Origin of the sequence: Larkinella bovis (genome assembly GCF_042655385.1) — a bacterium.
Lineage (GTDB): Bacteria > Bacteroidota > Bacteroidia > Cytophagales > Spirosomataceae > Larkinella > Larkinella bovis.
This window is the reverse complement of record NZ_JBHSMA010000003.1, coordinates 335,556-355,533: the sequence shown is the minus strand read 5'-3', so window position 1 is coordinate 355,533 and position 19,978 is coordinate 335,556. Positions and strand designations below refer to the sequence as shown.

Annotated in this window: 13 protein-coding genes; 7 read left to right on the top strand and 6 right to left on the bottom strand. The window is 53.9% G+C overall.

Annotated features, from left to right (window positions below):
* Window position 1 precedes the first annotated feature (1 nt).
* A complete protein-coding gene (locus ACFPMF_RS12630; protein ID WP_379845280.1) occupies window positions 2–3,166 on the bottom strand; it encodes a ligand-binding sensor domain-containing protein in 3,165 nt (1,054 codons plus the stop codon).
* Between the two features lie 212 nt (window positions 3,167–3,378).
* Window positions 3,379–6,024: a putative Ig domain-containing protein gene (locus ACFPMF_RS12625; protein WP_379845278.1), complete on the bottom strand. Its 2,646-nt coding sequence runs from the start codon at window positions 6,022–6,024 to the stop codon at window positions 3,379–3,381.
* Between the two features lie 374 nt (window positions 6,025–6,398).
* Here ACFPMF_RS12625 and ACFPMF_RS12620 point away from each other — a divergent pair, with 374 nt between their 5' ends.
* The 3 genes from ACFPMF_RS12620 to ACFPMF_RS12610 all read left to right on the top strand — a co-directional run bounded on the left by ACFPMF_RS12620 (window position 6,399) and on the right by ACFPMF_RS12610 (window position 13,420).
* Window positions 6,399–9,656 carry a SusC/RagA family TonB-linked outer membrane protein gene (locus ACFPMF_RS12620; RefSeq protein ID WP_379845275.1) on the top strand — a complete coding sequence of 1,086 codons (3,258 nt, stop codon included), beginning with the start codon at window positions 6,399–6,401 and terminating at the stop codon, window positions 9,654–9,656.
* Window positions 9,657–9,692: 36 nt separating this feature from the next.
* Complete coding sequence (locus ACFPMF_RS12615) at window positions 9,693–11,138, top strand: SusD/RagB family nutrient-binding outer membrane lipoprotein (protein ID WP_379845272.1); 1,446 nt, start codon at window positions 9,693–9,695, stop codon at window positions 11,136–11,138.
* 209 nt (window positions 11,139–11,347) lie between these two features.
* Window positions 11,348–13,420 carry a prolyl oligopeptidase family serine peptidase gene (locus ACFPMF_RS12610; RefSeq protein WP_379845270.1) on the top strand — a complete coding sequence of 691 codons (2,073 nt, stop codon included), beginning with the start codon at window positions 11,348–11,350 and terminating at the stop codon, window positions 13,418–13,420.
* A gap of 106 nt (window positions 13,421–13,526) precedes the next feature.
* Here the strand turns inward: ACFPMF_RS12610 and ACFPMF_RS12605 are convergent, their stop codons facing one another.
* Window positions 13,527–14,054 carry a hypothetical protein gene (locus ACFPMF_RS12605; protein WP_379845268.1) on the bottom strand — a complete coding sequence of 176 codons (528 nt, stop codon included), beginning with the start codon at window positions 14,052–14,054 and terminating at the stop codon, window positions 13,527–13,529.
* 316 nt (window positions 14,055–14,370) lie between these two features.
* On the opposite strand from ACFPMF_RS12605, the gene ACFPMF_RS12600 reads away from it, so the two are divergent.
* The 4 genes from ACFPMF_RS12600 to ACFPMF_RS12585 are packed head-to-tail and all read left to right on the top strand — an operon-like array spanning window position 14,371 to window position 17,166.
* Complete coding sequence (locus ACFPMF_RS12600; protein WP_379845265.1) at window positions 14,371–14,892, top strand: RNA polymerase sigma factor; 522 nt, start codon at window positions 14,371–14,373, stop codon at window positions 14,890–14,892.
* Window positions 14,873–15,628, top strand: coding sequence for a HEAT repeat domain-containing protein (locus tag ACFPMF_RS12595; RefSeq protein ID WP_379845262.1), 756 nt, complete (start codon window positions 14,873–14,875; stop codon window positions 15,626–15,628). Before ACFPMF_RS12600 ends, ACFPMF_RS12595 begins: the two co-directional genes overlap by 20 nt.
* Window positions 15,629–15,677: 49 nt before the next feature.
* Window positions 15,678–16,457: a DUF4097 family beta strand repeat-containing protein gene (locus ACFPMF_RS12590; RefSeq protein ID WP_379845259.1), complete on the top strand. Its 780-nt coding sequence runs from the start codon at window positions 15,678–15,680 to the stop codon at window positions 16,455–16,457.
* A 7-nt stretch (window positions 16,458–16,464) separates the two neighbouring features.
* Window positions 16,465–17,166 carry a DUF4097 family beta strand repeat-containing protein gene (locus ACFPMF_RS12585; RefSeq protein WP_379845257.1) on the top strand — a complete coding sequence of 234 codons (702 nt, stop codon included), beginning with the start codon at window positions 16,465–16,467 and terminating at the stop codon, window positions 17,164–17,166.
* A 48-nt stretch (window positions 17,167–17,214) separates the two neighbouring features.
* Here ACFPMF_RS12585 and ACFPMF_RS12580 read toward each other — a convergent pair whose 3' ends face one another.
* From ACFPMF_RS12580 to msrA, 3 genes are all read right to left on the bottom strand, one after another.
* On the bottom strand, window positions 17,215–17,754 hold the full coding sequence (locus ACFPMF_RS12580) for an RBBP9/YdeN family alpha/beta hydrolase (RefSeq protein ID WP_379845254.1): 540 nt from the start codon (window positions 17,752–17,754) through the stop codon (window positions 17,215–17,217).
* A 435-nt stretch (window positions 17,755–18,189) separates the two neighbouring features.
* Window positions 18,190–18,948, bottom strand: coding sequence for a carbonic anhydrase (locus ACFPMF_RS12575; protein WP_379845252.1), 759 nt, complete (start codon window positions 18,946–18,948; stop codon window positions 18,190–18,192).
* 418 nt (window positions 18,949–19,366) lie between these two features.
* Entirely contained in the window at window positions 19,367–19,957 is a 591-nt protein-coding gene (gene msrA, locus ACFPMF_RS12570) for a peptide-methionine (S)-S-oxide reductase MsrA (RefSeq protein WP_379845888.1), read from the bottom strand.
* Window positions 19,958–19,978 lie beyond the last annotated feature (21 nt).

The following is a 19,978-nucleotide window of genomic DNA, read 5'->3' as shown; positions in this document are numbered from 1 at the left end:
TTTAAAACAGAGCCGTTACTTTCCGGAACGACCGTTCCAGCCGATGCCGTGATAAGAACCGGTTCGAAGGCCGGTAGGTCAGCGTCACAACCGCCCGGGTGCCGTCGCCGGGTGCCGACTGCCAGTCGATCTCGCCGTTGATCAGCGCCACCCGCGATTCGATATTCCCGATGCCCAGCCCCCGCCGGGCAGCCTTGTAGTCAAACCCCTGGCCGTCGTCGTTGTAATACAGCTTCAGTTGCGGTTCTTCGTATACCAGCCGGATGCTGACCTGCCGGGCGTTGGCGTGTTTCAGTGTATTGTTCAGTAATTCCTGCGTGATCCGGTACAGCATCAGCTCGGTTTCGGCTTCCAGCCGCGCGGGCAATTCATCGGCCCAGAAATGGGTCTCCAGCGTCGATTTATCAATCCGGGAAAGCAGTTCCTCCACGGCCGCCGAGTAGCCGTACTGCTCGAGCGTCCGCGGACTCAGCTCGCGCAGCAGGTTGCGGATGTTGCCAATGATGTCGCTGATGAGCTGGCGGGCCAGTTCGCTGAGCGAGTTGCCCCGCACGGCCTGATCGGGCGGGTCGGATAACCGGCTCACGTAAAGTTTCAGGGTTGCCAACTGGGTTCCGATCTCGTCGTGCAGATCGCGGGCCAGGTTCTTTTTGATCTGTTCCTGTAGCTCGACCGCCAGTCGGGTATTTACCTGATGCTGCCGGTGAATCCGGTTTTCGCGCCGACGAAGCCAGTAAAAGCCGATGGCGCCCACCAGCAGCCCAATCAGCACCATAAACCAGGAACGCTGCCAGAACGGCGGCTGAATAACGACCGTCAACCGCCTGATTTTGGGGCTCCACTGGCCATCTTTGTTTGCCGCCTTTACCCGGAACGTATACGTACCCGGCGGCAGGTTAGCGTACCGGACGTAGGTAGCATTGCCCGACTGCACCCACTCCTCATCGTAGCCCACCAACTGATACTGATACTGGTTACGACCGTTGCTGTAATAATCCAGTGCCGCAAATTCGAGGGCCACCGTATTCTGGTCGTACGGAAGCTCGATCCGGGCGATTTCGCCGATATACCCTGTCGACGCGTAGGGTGTTTCATTCACACTGAGCGTATGAATGTGTACCGCCGGCATGTAGGCGCTCGTCCGGAACTGTTCCGGGTAAAACCGGTTGAACCCGTTGACCCCGCCAAAAAACAGTTCGCCGTCCTGGGTTCGGAAATAGGCATTCCCGTTGAACTCGTAGCCCTGCAAACCGTCGGACAGATCGAAGTTCTTGAACCGCTTGGTGAGCGTATTGAAAAAGGCAATCCCCCGGTTGGTGCTGACCCAAAGCCGGTTTTGGTGATCGGGCAGGATACCGTAGACAAATGGATTGGCCAGGCCCTGCCGGTGATCATAAATGCGGATGCGCCCGGTTTTCGTATTCAATTCCGCCAGCCCCCGGTCCGTGGCCATCCAGACAATCGGCTGAACGGGGTCTTCGTAAAAATAAAGCACTGTATACCCATTCAAACCGCGCACAATCCGCTGCGGTTTGGGGTCTTTGCCGATGGGGGGCCGCTCGTAGCAGTAAAAACCGCCGGAGTAGGTTCCCACCCAATACCGACCCGCCCGGTCGTGGCCCAGACTGAAAATATTCTGGTGGGAAAGCGTCGGCAGCAACGTAAACTTTTTCTGGCGGATGTCGAGCAGAAAAAGCCCGTCTTCCGTAGCCGCCAGCATGGTGTTATCGTCGAGCGCCAGCAACCGCCGGACAAAATTCTCGACCACCTTGCTGTTGGGTGAACCCGGCAGCGCGATTTTAGCAAACGTCGATGTCGCTTTATCGAACGTAAAAACGCCCCCGTTGGTCCCGACCCAAATGCGGCCCAGCGGGTCTTTATACAGACACTTGATGAGCGTCCGCGACGGCAGGTCGCTATGCCTGGCCTGGGTCAGGTACCGTCGGATGATCCGGTTTTGGGGCCGGTCCAGCACGTCGAGACTGCGTTCGGTGGCAATCCACATTTCGGTCGGCGACGTTTCCAGAAAACCGCGTACCACAAAATGGCTCAGCGTGGTTGGGTCCCGGGCTTCGTGCGGTTCGTTCTGTGAAACCGCCATACCGCCAAAAAAGGTACTGCCCGGCACGATCCGAACCAGACCGTCGGGGTCGGTATTGGCCCAGATGATGCCCTGCCGGTCGATATAGATTTTACAGATTTCGTAATCGGACAGTTTCCGGGCGCTGTTCGTAAAACCGCCGACCTGGCTGAACCGGTTCGTAGACTTGTCAAACAGCCAGATGCCTCCGCGTTGCGTGCCCAGCCACAAGCGTCCATTCTGGTCCTCCGCAATGGTATAAATCGACGTCAGCGCCTGGGCATTACCCGGAATAAAGTGCTGGTAACGACCCGTCTGGGGCTCAAACCGATACAGACCTGCCGCCGTCCCGAGCCAGACGACACCCGCCGTGTCGCAGTGGAACGAGAAAACTCCCATCGACGGACCGGCTTCGTTGGCCGGATGACTGCTGAAATAATAATGGGCTTTTCGCTCGTAGAGGTTATACCGGATCAGGCCGTTCGGAGCGTGCAACCAGACGTCTCCCAAAGGCGTCCGAACCGTCGAATTGAGCTGATCGTACTCGTGTGTCGGGCGGATATTCGGGTCGAGTACCAGTTTCCGACGCGTTTTAATCGTCAGCGAAACCAGCCCCTCCGTCTCGCTATAGTACAAAACTTCCTGCCCGTTGGCGTAAAACGGGATGGTTTTGCTTTTAAGGAGTCGTTTTGATTTGGAGTAAGAATACAGACAGGTGAAGCGGTCGGTAGCCCGGTCGTAATAATTCAGACCGTATTCGGTGCCGACCCAGAGATTCCCGTTGCGGTCTTCCACAATGCCGGAAACATTGATCCCAACCAACGCGGTTGAATCGCTCGCGTTCGCGCGGTAATGCCGGAAACGCGCCCCATCGTACCGGTTTAGACCATCCTGCGTGCCCAGCCAGAGAAACCCGCGGCTGTCGTTGAGCATATGGTATACTGACCCCTGCGTCAGGCCGTTATCGACCCCGATATGGTCAATCCGAAGAGACTGACTGAGCGGGTCTTTATCGGCTCCCAACGCTTTTGGCAGCCCGAAGGTTATCCAACCGACGAGCAGGAACGAGAGGAGGGTTAGTTTCATTTGTTACCGCAACGGAAACATCAGGGTAAATTAACAGATAGATTGGTTACCTGCAAATTAGATTGGTATAACAACCTTTTTGATTCATTAATTATCAGACAAATGGACACGCTTCTAACAACAAATCAAAGCGGTTAGACCCGGGAAATAAGCGGTTTTTGAATACCACCTTTTTCCCGGATCTAACCGCTCACCTCTCCCTCCCAACGTCGTTACTGCTTCAGCACTTTCAGCGTAACCTGCTGCTGACCACTCATTACCCGTATCAAGAACAGCCCCACCGGTTGTCGTCCGATTGAGATAGACTGATATTCAATCGGTTGAGCCTCATCGATTTCCCGAGCAGCGACAAGCCGCCCCGCGGCATCCGTGACCTGCAGGCGAAGAAACTGGCCTCCAGCGCCCCGAATCTCAACGCCAACGGTTTCGCCCACCGGGTTCCCCAGCAGCGTCGCCGTCAGTTTGCTGTCGGTCACACCGGCCGATAACCGGGCTGCCGAACCCGGGCAGATCAGCGGTTTGGGCGCGTATTTCAGCACGTAACTGCTGTTCAGAATTTTGGCGCTGATCTGGTGTGTCGTGTTATTTTTCAGACTTTCCGGCGTCGTAAAACTGTACGCGTGAGCCCCGTTGCCTTTGTTGGCATCTTTCAGATCCTGCCGGTAAATATTGGCTTCCGTCGTCCCCACCGCCACACCATTGGCGTAAAATTCCACCGTCATGGCGGCATTGGGTTTGTTGCGATCCCAGACCCAGCCCCGAATCGTCCCGCACTCAACTTTATCCAGGTATCCCTCAAAATTGCCGGTCACGGTCGTAGACGATGGTGGCTGCGTTACTGGCGCCTGAATGGTGATGGAAACCGTTACGGTGCCACTGCCCCCGCGCGGATCGCTGGCCGAATACGTCATGGAGAACGTACCGTTCACGGTGGGCGTTCCGCTCAACACGCGGTTGTCCCGGTTAAAACTCAAACCGCCCGGCAGGGCCGACAGACTGTACGCAAGGATTTCATTGTCGGCATCGGTAAACGCCGGTAAGGTCGTTGAATAGGCGACGCCCTGCTGCGCCGATAAGCCCGAAACGGCGGGTGGCTGCGGTGGGTTATTGGCGGGCGGAGGTGGTGTCCCGGTTGCCTGGCACGTAATCTCTTTGGGACCGCTTTTCAGCACAAAGCTATTGCCGGTTACCCGCGCCGAAAGCGTGTGTTTCTGCCCGTCCTTCAGGCTGTTAGCGATAAAATACCGGAACGCATGCCGACCATCGCCTTTCCCGGCATTGACCAGATCCTGCCGGAATTCGTCGGCGGTCAGCGTGGCGATAACGGCGGTTCCGTCCAGAATATCGACGGAGATGGGGGTATTTCTGCGGTTTGCATCCCAGACCCAGCCCCGGAACGTTTCGCAGTCGGCCCCGTAGAGATAACCGTCAAAATTGCCGGTCACCACGGGCGGAGTGGTTCCGCAGGAAGCGGGTGCCGAGACGCCGGTTATGTCGCCCCGGTTCAACAGGGGCGTCGAGTTCGCAAAGAAGTTCTGCCCGTTGTATGGATTTGTCAGGGCCTTGTGCCATTCGGTCGCCACGGCGCTCTGGCCCTCTCGGTTGAAGTGGGTTTCGTCCGGCGACGGAAACCGGTAGGCATTGTTAAACTGGTCGGTATTGGGGCCGGTAAAAACGTTGGAACGCCCATACGGCGAAGGAAACGGGTCCCCAAAGTCCTTGGGCGGAGCCGACGGATTGTTGTTCTGGTGGCTGGCGTAACCGATCGCTTTAATCTGGTCCTGCAACAGCAACGGGTCGGTCAGCGTACGCAGGTGGCTGGCCTGCGCAATCACCCAGGGCACGTCGGCCCCCAGGTCCGCGCGGGTCTGCCCGATGAGTTCATTCAACACATCCGCATCGTTCTCCGAAATGTTGAGCGCATTGGTCCGCACGTCAAAATACCGCCGGGATTTCGGAAAAATCCCGGACAGGTTGGTCGGCGAATTGTGCGGAGTCGAGGGGTCTTCGCGCCGGTCGTTCTCGCCCTGATGCCAGAGGATGGCCCGCAAACCGGTTTGCCGCGCCCGACCCGTCAGGAAGTTTTTCAGGTTACGGTACGGAAAACCGTTCAAAAACCGGGGGCGTCCGTCCGAAAACGGCGTATCCCGGTTCTGGCTGCTATTGCGCCATTCTACCACACTCGTCGACGACATGGCATTCTGATAAAATGCCACCGGCACATTCAGGCTCTGAATCAGCTTGTTGCCCAAACCGCCCCAATACCACTGAAAATTGATGGTACTGGGCGAACAACCACCGCATTTGCCCGGATCGTTTTCTTCAAACCCCTGCAAATTATTGCTCTGGTCTTTTTCGTTGAAAAACCGGACGAAGGTCGGGTTACCCGTTTCGTAGGTCGGGAAGCTGGTATTGATGATTCCCGATGCGTTGGACTGTCCGGCAATGGCAAACACCTCGCCGACTCCAATATCAAAATCGGCGGTTTCCCGGTTATTGTTGTCTTTCGCCCGGACTTTGTACATCCCGCCCACCAGATCGAACTGGGCCGTCACCTGGCAGGTTCCTCCACCCGAGATCGGCACGGTCGTCCAGCTTTGGGAGCCGCCCGTCACCGGGTTTAAAGGCCCCTGCGTGCCCCCCGCCAGCGCATACTTATAAAATAACAGCTGGAGGGAGGTGATGGGCTGCCCGTTGGTCGAGGTGACAATGAACTTCACACTCGCTTTGTTGTCCTGCCCCCGCTGAAAAACCATGCCGTTTTGCGGCCACGAAATAGTCACCTGCGCGTACAAGGGTGCGGAACAAACCAGCAACGTCAAGAAAGCCCCGAAAATAGAACGTAGTTTTTTAAACATACCGTGTTGATTTACGTAATGAAGGAACGAGAAACGGCTACAAAGATAGAAAAACCAAAATGGGGATAATTACCTATTTTCATGCATACTCTGCCGCGTCCATCAGACCGGTTCGGAAGGGCTTCGATGACCCCAGCCTGGAATAATCCATTACGCGGAATATCACCGATTTACCAAAAAAAAGCGTAAAAACGGAGGTATCGGGAGCCTTGGCAACGATGGGGAATTCATAGCCTCAATCCGCGCTCTACTCGTCAGTTTTACGCCCTGTCCAAAAATCCGCCCGACATATTATTATAAGTTAAATCATTTTCATTCCATCTATTATTGTTTATTTTGCCAAAGTCATCTTAAAAATTTCCAAAACTAAACCCATGAAAAAAACTTTAGGTGCTTGCCTGTGGCTAGTTGCCGGGCTATTGCTCTGCGTGGTCAATGTCCATGCGCAATCCCGGCAGATTACCGGAAAGGTGGTTGATGAAGCGAATGCGGTAATTCCCGGAGCCAATGTGGTTCTTAAAGGCAGTGCAGCCGGAACGACCAGTGACGGCGAGGGTAATTTTTCGATTTCGGTTCCGACCGGAAAACAAACGCTGGCCGTGTCGTCCATCGGTTTTCAAACCCAGGAAGTGGAGATTACACCGGCCATGTCGAAGGTAACGGTCAAACTACTGCCCGACGTTAAAAACCTGAATGAAGTGGTGGTCACGGCTTTGGGGGTTCAGCGCAACACCCGAAATGTGGGGTATTCCGTCCAGCAGATTGACGGCACCGGCATTCAGGAAGCCCGCGAAGTCAACTTCATCAACTCATTGCAGGGAAAACTGGCCGGCGTACAGATCGGCGGTAACAGCGGTTCGATGGGCGGTTCGTCGCGGGTAACCATTCGCGGTTTGAAATCCATTTCCGGCAACAACAACGCTCTGTTCATCGTGGATGGCGTGCCGATGGCCAACATGAACCTGAACTCGACCGCCACGACGGGCGGACAGGGCACCGGCGGGGGTGGTTATGATTACGGTAACCCGGCCCAGTTGCTCAACCCCAACGATGTCGAGAACATTTCGGTGCTGAAAGGAGCCGCAGCCACGGCCCTGTACGGCAGCCGGGGGCAGAACGGGGTTATTTACATCACCACCAAATCCGGCAAAGGATCGGGCAACCTGTCGTTGAACTACGACCTGAACGTGCAGATCGACCAGGTTTCGTACTTGCCCAAGTTGCAGAACCAGTACGGCGGTGGCGGCAGCCCCAACTTTACCAAGCTGTATGTCAATCAGAATCCGAGCGGTTTTCTGCCGGGTGGCGGAACGTACGACGATAACGACGGGAAAGGAAAATACGATCTGATTCCGGACTACGGAATCGATGAATCCTGGGGACCGAAGCTCGACGGTCGGCTCGTACGGCACTACTGGTCGTGGGATCAGGACCGGAACAACCCCAACTTCGGCCAAACCGCGCCCTGGAGCGCCCATCCCGACAATGCGAAAAGCTTCTTCAAAACCGGTATTACGTTCTCCAATAACCTGTCGGTTGCCAGCAGCAGCGACAAAGGCTCAATCCGGTTTTCGCTGGGCAACACCAACCAGAACTTCATCTACCCCGGCAGCGAACTGAAGCGGTTTTTCATGAGCCTGAATACCGTCTACAAATTTACGGATAAATTTACCTTCAGCGGGGGAATCAATTTTGTCAACGACCGCTCCAAAGGTCGGCCCGGTACCGGTTTCTTCGGCAACAACCCCATGCTGTTTTACGTCATGTACGGCCAGCGGCAGATCGACGATGCCTATCTGAAAAACTACAAATACGCCGACGGCACCGAGCAATCATGGAACCGTACGGCCTGGAATATTCAGAAACCGGCCTTTACGCAAAACCCCTACTGGAATCAGTACGAGAACTACAATACCGATCAGAATACGCGCTACTTCGGGAATGCCGGTCTGACGTACAAGATCAACGACTGGCTTTCGACCGACGTGCGGGTGTTCTCCGACTACCTGAATCACCTCGACGAAGTGCGCAGCGCCAAAGGATTTTTTGTTGGCTCTTACGCCAAACGGGTAGCCGTCAACCACGAAACGAACTACCAGGCGACGGTCAATCTGAACAAAACGTTCATGAATTCCGACCTGAGTCTGGAAGCCGTTGCCGGAGGGAACATTCTGGATATCAACGCCAGCACGGATAACGGAACCACCAATGGCGGGCTTCAGAACCCCGGTGTTTACGTATTACAGAACTCGGCCTTACCCGCCACCGTTTCCAACATCTACGCCAACCGGCAAACCAATTCGCTTTTTGCGTCGGCCACGTTGGGCTACAAACGGTTTCTCTACGTAACGGCCACGGGCCGGAACGACTGGGCTTCGACCCTGTACCAGACCGGTAATTACTCGTATTTCTATCCGTCGGTCGCCGGATCGTTCATCTTTACCGACGTACTGCCGAAAACCCGCTGGCTGACCCTCGGCAAAGCCCGGCTGTCGTATGCGCAGGTCGGTAATGATGCCAATCCGTACAGTGTTTCCCGGTATTATGATTACGTAGCGCCGTTTGGAAACTATCCCCTGCAAGCCACCGCCGACAAGCTGTTCAACCTGTTTTTAAAACCGGAACTTTCGTCGGAAGTTGAAGCCGGATTCGACCTTAAATTCTTTAACGAACTGCTCGGACTGAATTTTACCTACTACGACCGCCAGACTAAAAACCAGATCTGGGATGTGCAGGTACCGGCCGAAAGCGGTTTTACGACGAAGGTTGTGAACGGCGGGACGGTCCAGAACAAGGGAATCGAACTGTCACTTTCGGTCGCGCCCATCACCACGCGGACCTTCAGCTGGCGGGCCGCCCTGAATTTTTCCCGGAACCGGAATACCGTGCTCGACCTGAACACGGATAATATTCAGGGTATTGAACGGTTTGTCATCGGTACGGAACGGCGGACGAACAAAGTGTCGATGGTGGCCCAGAAAGGCCTGTCGCTCGGTACCATGCTCGGTACTGACTACGTGTACGACGCCAACGGCAACAAAACCGTGGGAGCCAACGGGACCTACAACGTAACCCCGACTCCGATCATCATTGGTGATGCCAACCCGGATTTCATCGGCGGTTTTTCCAATACGTTCAGCTACAAAGCGCTGTACCTGTCGGCCCTGATCGACTTTCAGAAAGGCGGGGATTTCTTCTCCTACACCAACCTGTACGGTAACAAATCCGGGATGCTGGAGGAAACGGCCGAAAATGGCATCCGCGAAAATGGCATCGTCGTGCCGGGCGTCAAAGCAGACGGCAGTCCGAACGACGTCGTGATTACCGCCCAGACGCACTTCAACGCCAACGGCGGAAACCGCATCAGTCGGGCCAACCTGTACGACGGCAGTTTTATTTACCTGCGCGAAGTCCGGCTGGGCTGGAACTTCCCGGATGCCGTTGCCAAGAAGCTCCGGATGCAGGCGCTGCGCCTGACGCTGACGGGCCGCAACCTCTGGCTGATGAAAAGCAACGCCCCGAACGTCGACCCGGCCAACATCACCAACTCCATTGGCAACCAGCTTGGCTTTGAAGGCGGTGCCCTGCCACCGGTGCGGAGCTACGGCGTTAACCTAAACCTGACTTTTTAAGGACTATACCGCCCTTTTACCCAACTACTTAGGAACATGAAATTCAACCATAAAGCGTGGATAGCGGCTCTGTTCGTTGCGTTGACGAGCTGCAATAATTTTGAAGAACTGAATACCGACCCGGCCCGGTCGAGCGAAACCCAGCCGGAGTTTCTGCTGGCCAACGCCGAGAAACGGGCGTCGGACCTGATGTATGATTCGTATCACAATGGCCGGATCGGCATGGAGCTTTCGCAATACTGGATGGGGACCGACAAGACCTCCGACGGACGGTTTTTGTTCACCAACGACGGTTTGTGGTCGGGTCTCTACGCCGGACCGCTGATGGATTTGCAGGAAATTCAGCACTATTACGACCGGCATCCGGCCGAAAGCAACGCGCATACGCTGGCCGTGGCCGAAATTCTGAAATCCTGGCTGTTTCACGTTCTGACCGATGCCTATATCGACATTCCGTATTCGCAGGCGCTCCGGGGTGACGCCATTCCGCAACCGGTTTATGACAAGGGCAAGGATGTGTATACAGCTCTCCTGGCATCGCTGAAAAAACAGGTCGATATTCTCCAAAATACATCCTCCGGCGCCATCCGGGGCGATATTATGGCCAACGGAAATGCCCAGCAATGGGTACGGATTGGCAACGCCCTGCGGATTCGGATTGCCCTGCGCATGGCCGACGCCCAACCCGCCGAAGCGAAAGCGGTGATTGAAGAGGCCGCGAAGAACACGCTCACCAGCGTGAGTCAGGATGCCTTTTTCCCGTATAACACGTCGGCTGCGACAAACCGGTTTCCCTATAACGATGTGGATCGGCCCCTGGTTGAATTTGCCGTTACGTCAACGCTGGTCGACTACCTGAAAGCGCTCAAAGACCCCCGTTTGCCCATCTTCGCCCGCCCGGACGAAACCAATGGACAATACATCGGTAAGGTCTACGGTACGGAAGCCAACTCCCCCACCATGATCGGTCTTTCCAAACCGGGCGTGGTTGCCTACAGCGGTTCGGCCAAAGGCTATATGATTACGTATGCGGAAATTGCCTTCGCGAAAGCCGAAGCGGCCGCCCGTGGCATGAATGTGGGTACGCAAACCGCCGAAGAATTGTATAAAGAAGCCGTAACAGCCTCCATGACACAGTGGGGCATCACGGACGCGAAAGCGATTGCCACGTACCTGGAAAGTGTGCCGTACAAGGCGGGTGACTGGAAAAACGTTATTGGAACGCAAAAGTGGCTGGCCCTCTACATGCAGGGATTGCAGGCCTGGTTCGAACGGCTGCGGCTCGACCCCAAGAAACCCGACGGCAGCATTCTGTTTATTCCTCCGGCATCGGGTAGTCTGGACCCGCAGGTGAAGGATGTTCCGACGCGGCTGAAATACCCAAGCGGAAGCCGCGCCAGCAACGCCGTGAACAGCGAACAGGCCGCCAAAAACATCGGTGGCGATACGCAGGCCACGAAAAACTGGTGGGATATCTACTAAGATCACCCCGGCTTTTGTGAACAATCCCGTTGCTGCGCTGGTTGGCAACGGGATTTTTTTACCCCAAAACCGTACGTACGGTTTATCTTCTGTCGCTTCTGCGCGTTTTTTCGTAGCTTAAGAAGTGCATTCTGAACTTATTCCGTGTTCTTCTGCGTACCTTATTCTACGAAATCATGCTAAAACCGCTACTAACCGGCTTAGTACTTATGCTTGACGTTTCCGGGGCATTGGCCCAATCGAATCCGATCAACTACCCATCGACGCGCAAAGTCGATCAAATAGACGATTACCACGGCACGAAGGTGGCTGACCCGTACCGCTGGCTGGAAGACGACCGTTCGGCCGAAACCGAAGCGTGGGTGAAGGCGCAGAACGCCGTAACATTCGGGTATCTGGAGCAGATTCCGTACCGCAAACAACTCGAAAATCGGCTCGAACAGATCATCAATTACCCCCGCTATTCGGCGCCGGGCCGCAAAGGCGACTGGTTTTATTTCTACAAAAACGACGGACTGCAAAACCAGTCGGTGCTGTACCGGCAGAAAGGGCTCGACGGCAAGCCCGAGGTGGTGATCGACCCCAATAAGCTCGCAGCCGACGGCACCACGCGCCTGACCAGTTTTGATCTTTCCAAAGATGGTCGTTACGCGGCTTATGCGATCTCCAAAGCCGGTTCCGACTGGCAGGAGATTTACGTGATGGACCTTCAGACGCTCCGGACGCTGCCCGACAAACTCGAATGGGTGAAGTTTACGGGAGCAGCCTGGCAGGGCGATGGTTTTTATTACAGCCGCTACGATCAACCAGCCGCCGGACAGGAATTGTCGTCAAAAAACGAGTTCATGAAAGTGTATTTCCACCGGCGGGGTACTTCGCAATCGCAGGATCTGCTGATTTACGAAGACAAGGCGCATCCGTTGCGGTATTTCTTCGCGCAGACCACCGAAGACGAACGGTTTCTGATCCTGAATATTTCGGAAGGAACCGACGGCTCCGAAATCTGGTACAAAGACGCCCAATCTGGCGACAAGGAGTTCAAACGGCTTTTTGAAGGATTCAAATACAACTACTCGGTGGTCGATAACATCGGCAATGACTTGCTGGTGTACCACAACAACGGCGCCCCGAACTATAAAATATCGAAAGTAATGCCGAAAACCGGCGCCCTCAGCGATCTGATTCCGGAAAAACCGGAGAAACTGGACGAAGCGCATACCGCCGGGGGAAAGCTATTTGTCAATTACCTGAAAGATGCCACGTCCCGGATTTACGTACACAACCTGAACGGCCAACTCGAAAACGAGGTCAAACTCCCCGGTTTGGGAACCGTCAGTGGTTTTGGCGGGGAGCGCGACGATAAATTCGTTTTCTACACGTTCACCTCGTTCACGTTTCCGGCAACGATCTACCGCTACGACATCGCCACGCAGAAAACCACGCTGTTCCGCGCGCCGGAGGTTGATTTTAAACCGTCGGATTATGAAACGAAACAGGTCTTTTTCAACAGCAAAGACGGCACACGCGTGCCCATGTTCCTGACCTACCGCAAAGGACTGAAACTCGACGGCAGCAACCCGACGATGCTGTACGGCTACGGCGGTTTTAACGTCAGCCTGACCCCCGGTTTCAGCGCCTTGCTGATTCCGTTTCTGGAACAGGGCGGTATTTACGCGTCGATAAACCTGCGCGGGGGCAGCGAATACGGCGAAACCTGGCACGAACAGGGCATGAAGCTGAAGAAACAGAACGTTTTCGACGACTGCATTGAGGCTGCCGAATACCTGATTGCGCAACAGTATACCTCGCCCCAGAAATTGGCGTTGCGCGGAGGTTCCAATGGCGGTTTGCTGGTGGGCGCGGTGATCAACCAGCGGCCTGATCTGTTTAAAGTAGCAATACCACAAGTGGGTGTGATGGATATGCTGCGGTTTCATAAGTTTACCGTGGGCTGGGGCTGGGTGAGCGATTACGGCAGCAGCGACAATTCCGAAGAGTTCAAAGCGCTTTATGCCTATTCACCCCTGCATAATATAAAGGAAGGCATCCCCTATCCGGCCACCCTGATTACGACCGCCGACCACGACGACCGCGTTGTTCCGGCCCACTCGTTCAAATACGCGGCTACGTTGCAGGAAAAATACAAAGGCCCGAATCCGGTATTGATCCGGATCGAAACCAATTCAGGGCACGGGGCCAGCAATACCAAAAAGAATATTGAAACGATGGCGGACATTTACGCCTTCATGCTCTGGAACATGGGCGTGAAGAGTCTGAAGTAATTTAGGGGGATGGGATGAAAAGCAATCGGTTTCCCCAAAAAGAGAAAAACCGCCCGAAGCAAGCTCCGGGCGGTTTTCTGGTAATGCCGTGATAGGACAGAATGGTTTAGAACTTGAAGGTAACCCCAAGTTTAAGGGCTGATACGCCATAGCCAACTTCGGCGAAGGCCCCAACGTTGGGTTTGAAATAATACCGGCCACCGAGGTGCAGACCAAACAGAACCTGGTTGCCATACGCGTTATTGTACACACCCGAGTAACCAGAGTTGTCTTTGAAACTTGAAATGTAGTAGCCCAAAGCCAGACCACCGTACAGATCCAGTTTTTCGTTGTTCAGGTTCAGCAATTCGTTTACGTGATAGGAACCCCGAACGGCAATCGGCAGGAAGGTGTACCGCCATTTGTAACCACCCCAGTTGTAACCCCAGGTATAAAAATCGAGCTGGGCCCCTACGCTGATCTCGTCGGTTACGCCTACTTCAAAGGAAGCACCGATTGGAAGCCCGCCCCCGTAGTAGCTGGACAAACCAATTCCGGCATTCAATAATTTATCACCTTTCTGATATTGTGCAAACGATTTCGTGCCTACCAGCAGCAGGGTCATTACGAGGAGTGAGGAGAGTAATTTTTTCATTAGTATGAATGAGTTAGATGTGAAACTTGAGCCAAAATAAGGGAGTTTCTAAACTTCTTACAAGACATACAGGCCTAGTTTACCTCATTTAACCAAAAATCGGGTAGAATTCCCTTAATTTCTCGTAGTAGTAACCCTTACTGGATTTTTAGTATCAGGTAGTTCTACGTATTGTTGTTCCAAGTACTACGTGTAGGTACAGTAGTTACCAGGCCGTAAGTTCGTGGATCCGGTGAAAACGGCTTTGGCCTTCACCGGTTTTTATTTTTCTCCATCCTTGTAATGTTTTCTCCGCCCGGTCGTCTTTGTCACTGAAATGGATCTGCAAACCTTCAAACAGAAAGTACTCCCCGTGCAGGGTCGGCTTTTCCGGCTGGCCAAGCTGTTTCTTCGCAACCGCGAAGAGGCCGAGGATGCCTTACAGGAAGTTTTGCTGCGGCTCTGGAGTAAACGGCAACAGCTGGAGACCTATACCAGTGTGGAAGCGCTGGCCGTGCAGATGACCCGCAACTTGTGCCTGGACCAACTGAAATCCTACGCCAACCGGAACACGGGGGGCGATGCCGACCTGACCACCGTGCAGGCCAGCCAGGTGTCGCCCTACCAGCAGGTCGAACTATCAGACAGCGCCGGACTCCTGGGTCGCATCATCGATGCCTTGCCCGAATCGCAGAAACTGATTCTTCACCTGCGGGACGTGGAAGAATATTCGTTTGAGGAGATTGAGGAAATAACCGGATTAACCGTCAACAACATCCGGGTGATTTTGTCGAGAGCCCGGCAACGGGTGCGCGACAGTTACGTAAAGACGAATGATTATGAAGCAGGAAGCTATTGAAACGCTGCTGGAAAAATATTACGCCGGCGAAACCACCCTGGAAGAAGAAAAACAGTTGCGGGAATTTTTCCGGGGGCCATCGGTTCCGGCCCATTGGCAGAACCAGGCCGGAATGTTCCGGTACTTTGCGGAAGCCCGGCAGGAACAACCGTCGCTGACCGTTCACAAAAAGTTGGCCGACCGGCTGGATTCCGAAAACCGGTTTCGGAACTTAACCCGCTGGACGCTGCGGCTGGCGGCCAGTGTGGCCCTGCTGGCGGGCGGTTTTATGGGCGGTTTATATTACAGCAACCGGAGCACCGGGCAAACCGGCGTACCCGAAACGTCGTCGGCGCTGGCCATCAAAAAGACACTGGATTTTGACCGGATGGCCGCCACCTCGGCCAGTGAGCGCATTCAGGCGGTGAATCAGAGTTTCGAACTGCCCGAAGCCAGCCAGGAGATTACGCAACTCCTGATCAATACGCTGAATTTTGATGATAATGTCAACGTACGACTGGCGGCCTGTCAGGCACTGATGCGAATTCCCAACGAGCCGGGTGTGCGGGAAGGAGTGATTCAGTCGCTGAAAATCCAGACCGATCCGTACGTCCAGATTATGCTGATCGAAGCGCTGGTTTCCATTCAGGAAAAGCGGGCCGTGGAGACCATGCAACGACTGGCCCGCAACCGGGAAATTCTGGAAGTGGTTCGCCAGAAGGCCGAAGAAGGCCTGAATCACCTGAACCGTACTTAAAAAACCGTACCCGATTTTTCAATTCGATATACACGTTTAAACCAAAGCAATGAGAAAAATTACCTTGTTGATGGCTACCGCTTTGTGCTGTGCCATCAGCGCCAGTGCCCAGGAATACAAGACCAAACTAGGCAATTCCAAAGACCGCAAAGTGGTGCTGGAAATGGATGCCGGTGACTACAAAATTGAAGGATACGACGGCGACGAAGTCAGTGTCCGCACCTCCGTCCAGCTCGATGCCCCGCCGGAGCGGGCAAAAGGTCTGAAACCGCTGTACTACTCCGCCGTCGATAACTCGGGCATCGGGCTGGCCGTCAACCTGGAAAATGGGGTACTGAAAATCGAAAAAGCGACCCGCAAGGACATCGATTACACCATTCGGATGCCGAAAAAAGCCGCCCTGCTGGTCCGGCAAACTAACTGGCGAAACGGCTCGCTGGCGGTTAGCAACCTGGACGGCGATCTGGAAATCAAGACGACCAACGCCCCGATGACGCTCAAAAATGTAACCGGCCCGATTGTCGCCAATACCACCAACGGAGAAGTCAACGTCGTTTTTACGACCCTGAGCCAGGAAAAACCGACCTCCATCACCACGATTTCGGGCCCTATCGATGTAACCCTACCCGCCAACTCCAAAGCCAACCTGAAACTGCGCTCGATCAACGGCGAAATGTACACCGATTTCGACCTGGGTCTGAAAGCGTCGAAGGAAGGGCTGCCGAAAATCGGCGGGGGTAATAACGTGGAAGGCTCGACCAATGGCGGGGGCGTTGAGATCCAGCTCAATTCGATCAGCAGCAATATCTACATCCGCAAGCAAAAATAAACCGACCGTGAAAAAGCTCCTCTTTTTGCTCCTGACCGGCCTGACCCTTGGCCCCACTTTCGCCCAGAAAATTATTGAAAACAAAACGCCGTTCTCGTCCGGCCAGACGGTGAATCTCAACCTGAAATTTGCCAACAGTATCCAGATTACGTACTGGGACAAAGCGGAGGTTGCCGTAAAAATCACGGTCAATATCAACAACAACCGGCTCAACGATGCGCTGCTGGTCGAAACCGGATCGACCTCCTCGGAAGTCAGTCTCAAAACCGACTTTGACCGGGAACTGCTCAAACAGGGCAAAGCCGAAGACTGTCCCGACAAGAAAGCGTCGACCTGGCGCACGGAAAAGAACGGGCAGGATTATTACGTGTGCAGCGACATTAATTACCAGGTTTTTCTACCCCGAAAGGCCAGGCTAAAAGTCGAAACCATCAACGGCAACATCCATATTGAAGGAGCGACCGAAGCCGTTTTTGCCAAAACCATCAGCGGGTTTGTGGACCTGAACTGGCCGGGGGCGAAAGGAGCAAATTTGGCCCTGAAAACCATCACCGGCGAAGTCTATTCCGATCTGGCGATTGATTTCAAAAACAAAAAGCAACAGAACCCGATTGTCGGTTACCTGCTGGAAGGAACCGTCAACGGCGGTGGCCCGGAAATCCGGCTGGAATCGATCAGCAATAACGTTTACGTCCGGAAAACGAAATAATTTCCTCCGGATAGCGGTTTGAAAACCGCCATCCGGTTTTTTACCGAATCAGGAATCCAGTTCCTGAAGCAGTTTGAGTCCTTCCGGCCAGTGGCCGTAGCCCGCGCCCACATTGATGTGCCCCGCCTTTTCGAGAACCACCAGTTCACTGCCCCAGGCCCGGGCAAACAACGTGGCCCGCTCCAGCGTCACGTAATGATCATTCGTACTCGCCACAACGATGGACGGAAACGGGAGCTGCCGGAGTGGAACCGGCGAAAAACCGGTGGTTCCCGACGGATACGTAGGCGCTTCGGTATCGCTGGGCGCGACCAGCAGCGCCCCTTTAATGGACCGCTGAAAAACCTTCGCCCAATAGGCGACGGTCGTGCAGGCCAGGCTGTGGGCCACGAGGATGACTTCCGACGGGTCGCCCGCCATAACGGCCTCATCCAGTTGTTCAATCCAGTCCAGACACAGGGGCGTTTCCCAATCCTGCTGGTTAACGCGTACGAAATCAGGCCACTGCTCTTCCCAGATGCTCTGCCAGTGGTCTTCTCCCGAATTTCCCAATCCGGGTACAATAAGTATTCTTGACGTAAAATTCATACCAGCGTTTTCAAACCATTGGCTAAACGATGATTGACTAAAAAATGGCCATTGACGATGCATACAGACGCCGGTTTTATAAAATGGTACCGATCGAGCGGTTGTTCACTAAACCCGGAAACTCACGAACCTGGGCCCAATGCCCACCAGTCTGTGCCTATTTTCTGACCAATTCTCCAATGAGTCGTTTCCGGAGCCGAATGGGGTCTCTAATATTTGGAAAAACCCAGAGGATTGCAACGGGAAATCTCCCATTTCTCTGTACTTTCCGCTCGCTCCCTATGATCTGAACGGTTTTCCAGGCTATTTTATATTTCCCCCATCAACGACACGCAAAGCAACCCGTTATGAAATTCTGCTTCTGGTCGGTTAGGGTTTAGCTGACGGAAAAGACCTCCATGTATCCAGAAGAATCGAAGCATTGAAACGTCTTGTTCACAAAATATCCTCGTACAACAGCCGTGAATTCAGGGGCTGAACCGGACGGGCATTATGATCATAGCGGGCTTTAAATTGATCAATTTGCGCACCAGACACCTCCAGGGGCGCTTTCAAAATACAAAACGTTATTCCCTGCGTGCAGGGTGGTGTCGTCAGCGATCCGATGTACGTGTAGTAGCGTTTATCCGTCGGCAGAATGGTGGTCAGATCGATGGACGTTGTGGTGGTGATTTCCGTTTCTTTTTGCTTTGGCCAGTGACTCAATATGGATTCGAACAGCGGATTGGCAACGCCTTTTTTGAGAAAATAACCGACCACCAGCAGCGCTCCCGTCGCAGGGTCCTGGTGGACCAGATGTAACTCCATATCGCTGGCTGCTCCATCCAGCAAATGTTCGCTATGGTAATGAAAATGCAACTGTTTAAAGGCATAGGTTTTACCATTGTAGACGACACTGTTGGTCCCGTTGTTGTTGACCTGAAGGGTATGTCCGTTATCAATGATCTTAATTGGAAAGGCACTATAGTTAAAACCCAGATCGGGCAGGTCGGCTTTGATGGTGGTACTGGTTTGAATGTCGACCGGTGATTGGATCATCCCGGCACATTCAGAAAATCCCTGCGTTTGCCAGTCGGGGTGTTCATAATTCCAATGGATTTCTTCGGGTGTTACGACATCTTCATTTTTTGAGCAGGAGCCTATGGAGATCGCCAGAATAAGAATAATTACCTTGAAAAAGGAAAGTTGATTCATAACATTGAAAGGCTTAAAAGGGTTGGAATGTCACGAAGGCAAGAAACAATTTTAATGCCTGAGCGCTCCGTATCAGCAATATTGCCCTTAAATTGAACCCATTGGCAGACAATGCACCGAACCAGACCACTCAGATCAGTAATTCTGTCACAAAACATTCCCCTTTGATAAAGGAGCCGCCGGTTCGCAAAGACCATTCCATTTTACAAGAAAGGAGAAATGGAGCCCAAAAAAGCTTTAATACCCTGGAGGCCGTCAGGGAATCCGCCATTCTAAAACAAAAAGTCGCGGGCCACTGGCCCGCGACTTGCGTAAGGTCAACTCCTATCGATACGCTACCGATAGAAAGAGATTAAAAGAGTACGATGTCAGCTTTTATCCCTGATCCGTAGTACCGGAACAGCAACTTCCGTCCGGCTCAGTGTTTCTCCGCGACCTTGTCGGCGCCTTTCAATTTATCCTTGAATACCTTCCGGAATTTGTCGAGTTTCGGGGCAATCACAAAGGCACAATAGCCCTGTTCGGGATTGTTGGCGAAATAGCTCTGGTGATACTCTTCGGCCACGTAGAACGTCGACGCCGGGCTGATTTCCGTAACAATCGGTTTATCGTACGCACCCGAAGCATTCAATTCTTTCTTCACGGTTTCGGCCAGTTGCTTCTGCTCGTCGTTGTGGTAGAAAATCACCGACCGGTATTGCGTGCCTACATCGGCCCCCTGGCGGTTGAGCGAGGTCGGGTCGTGACTCCGGAAGAACGCCTGCAACAGGTCAGCATAGGTCACTTTTTTCGGGTCATACGTCACTTCCACACATTCCGCGTGGCCGGTGGTGCCGGTGCAGACTTCCTTGTACGTCGGGTTGGCTTTGGTGCCGCCTTCGTAGCCGGAAACGGCCTCCGAAACACCGTCTAATGATTCAAACATGGCTTCCGTACACCAGAAGCAGCCGGTGCCGAAGGTGGCTTTCTCCATTCCGGGGGCAGTTGTTGCCGAGTTGCTGGTATTCATAACTTTGGTTTTTCGCTCGGA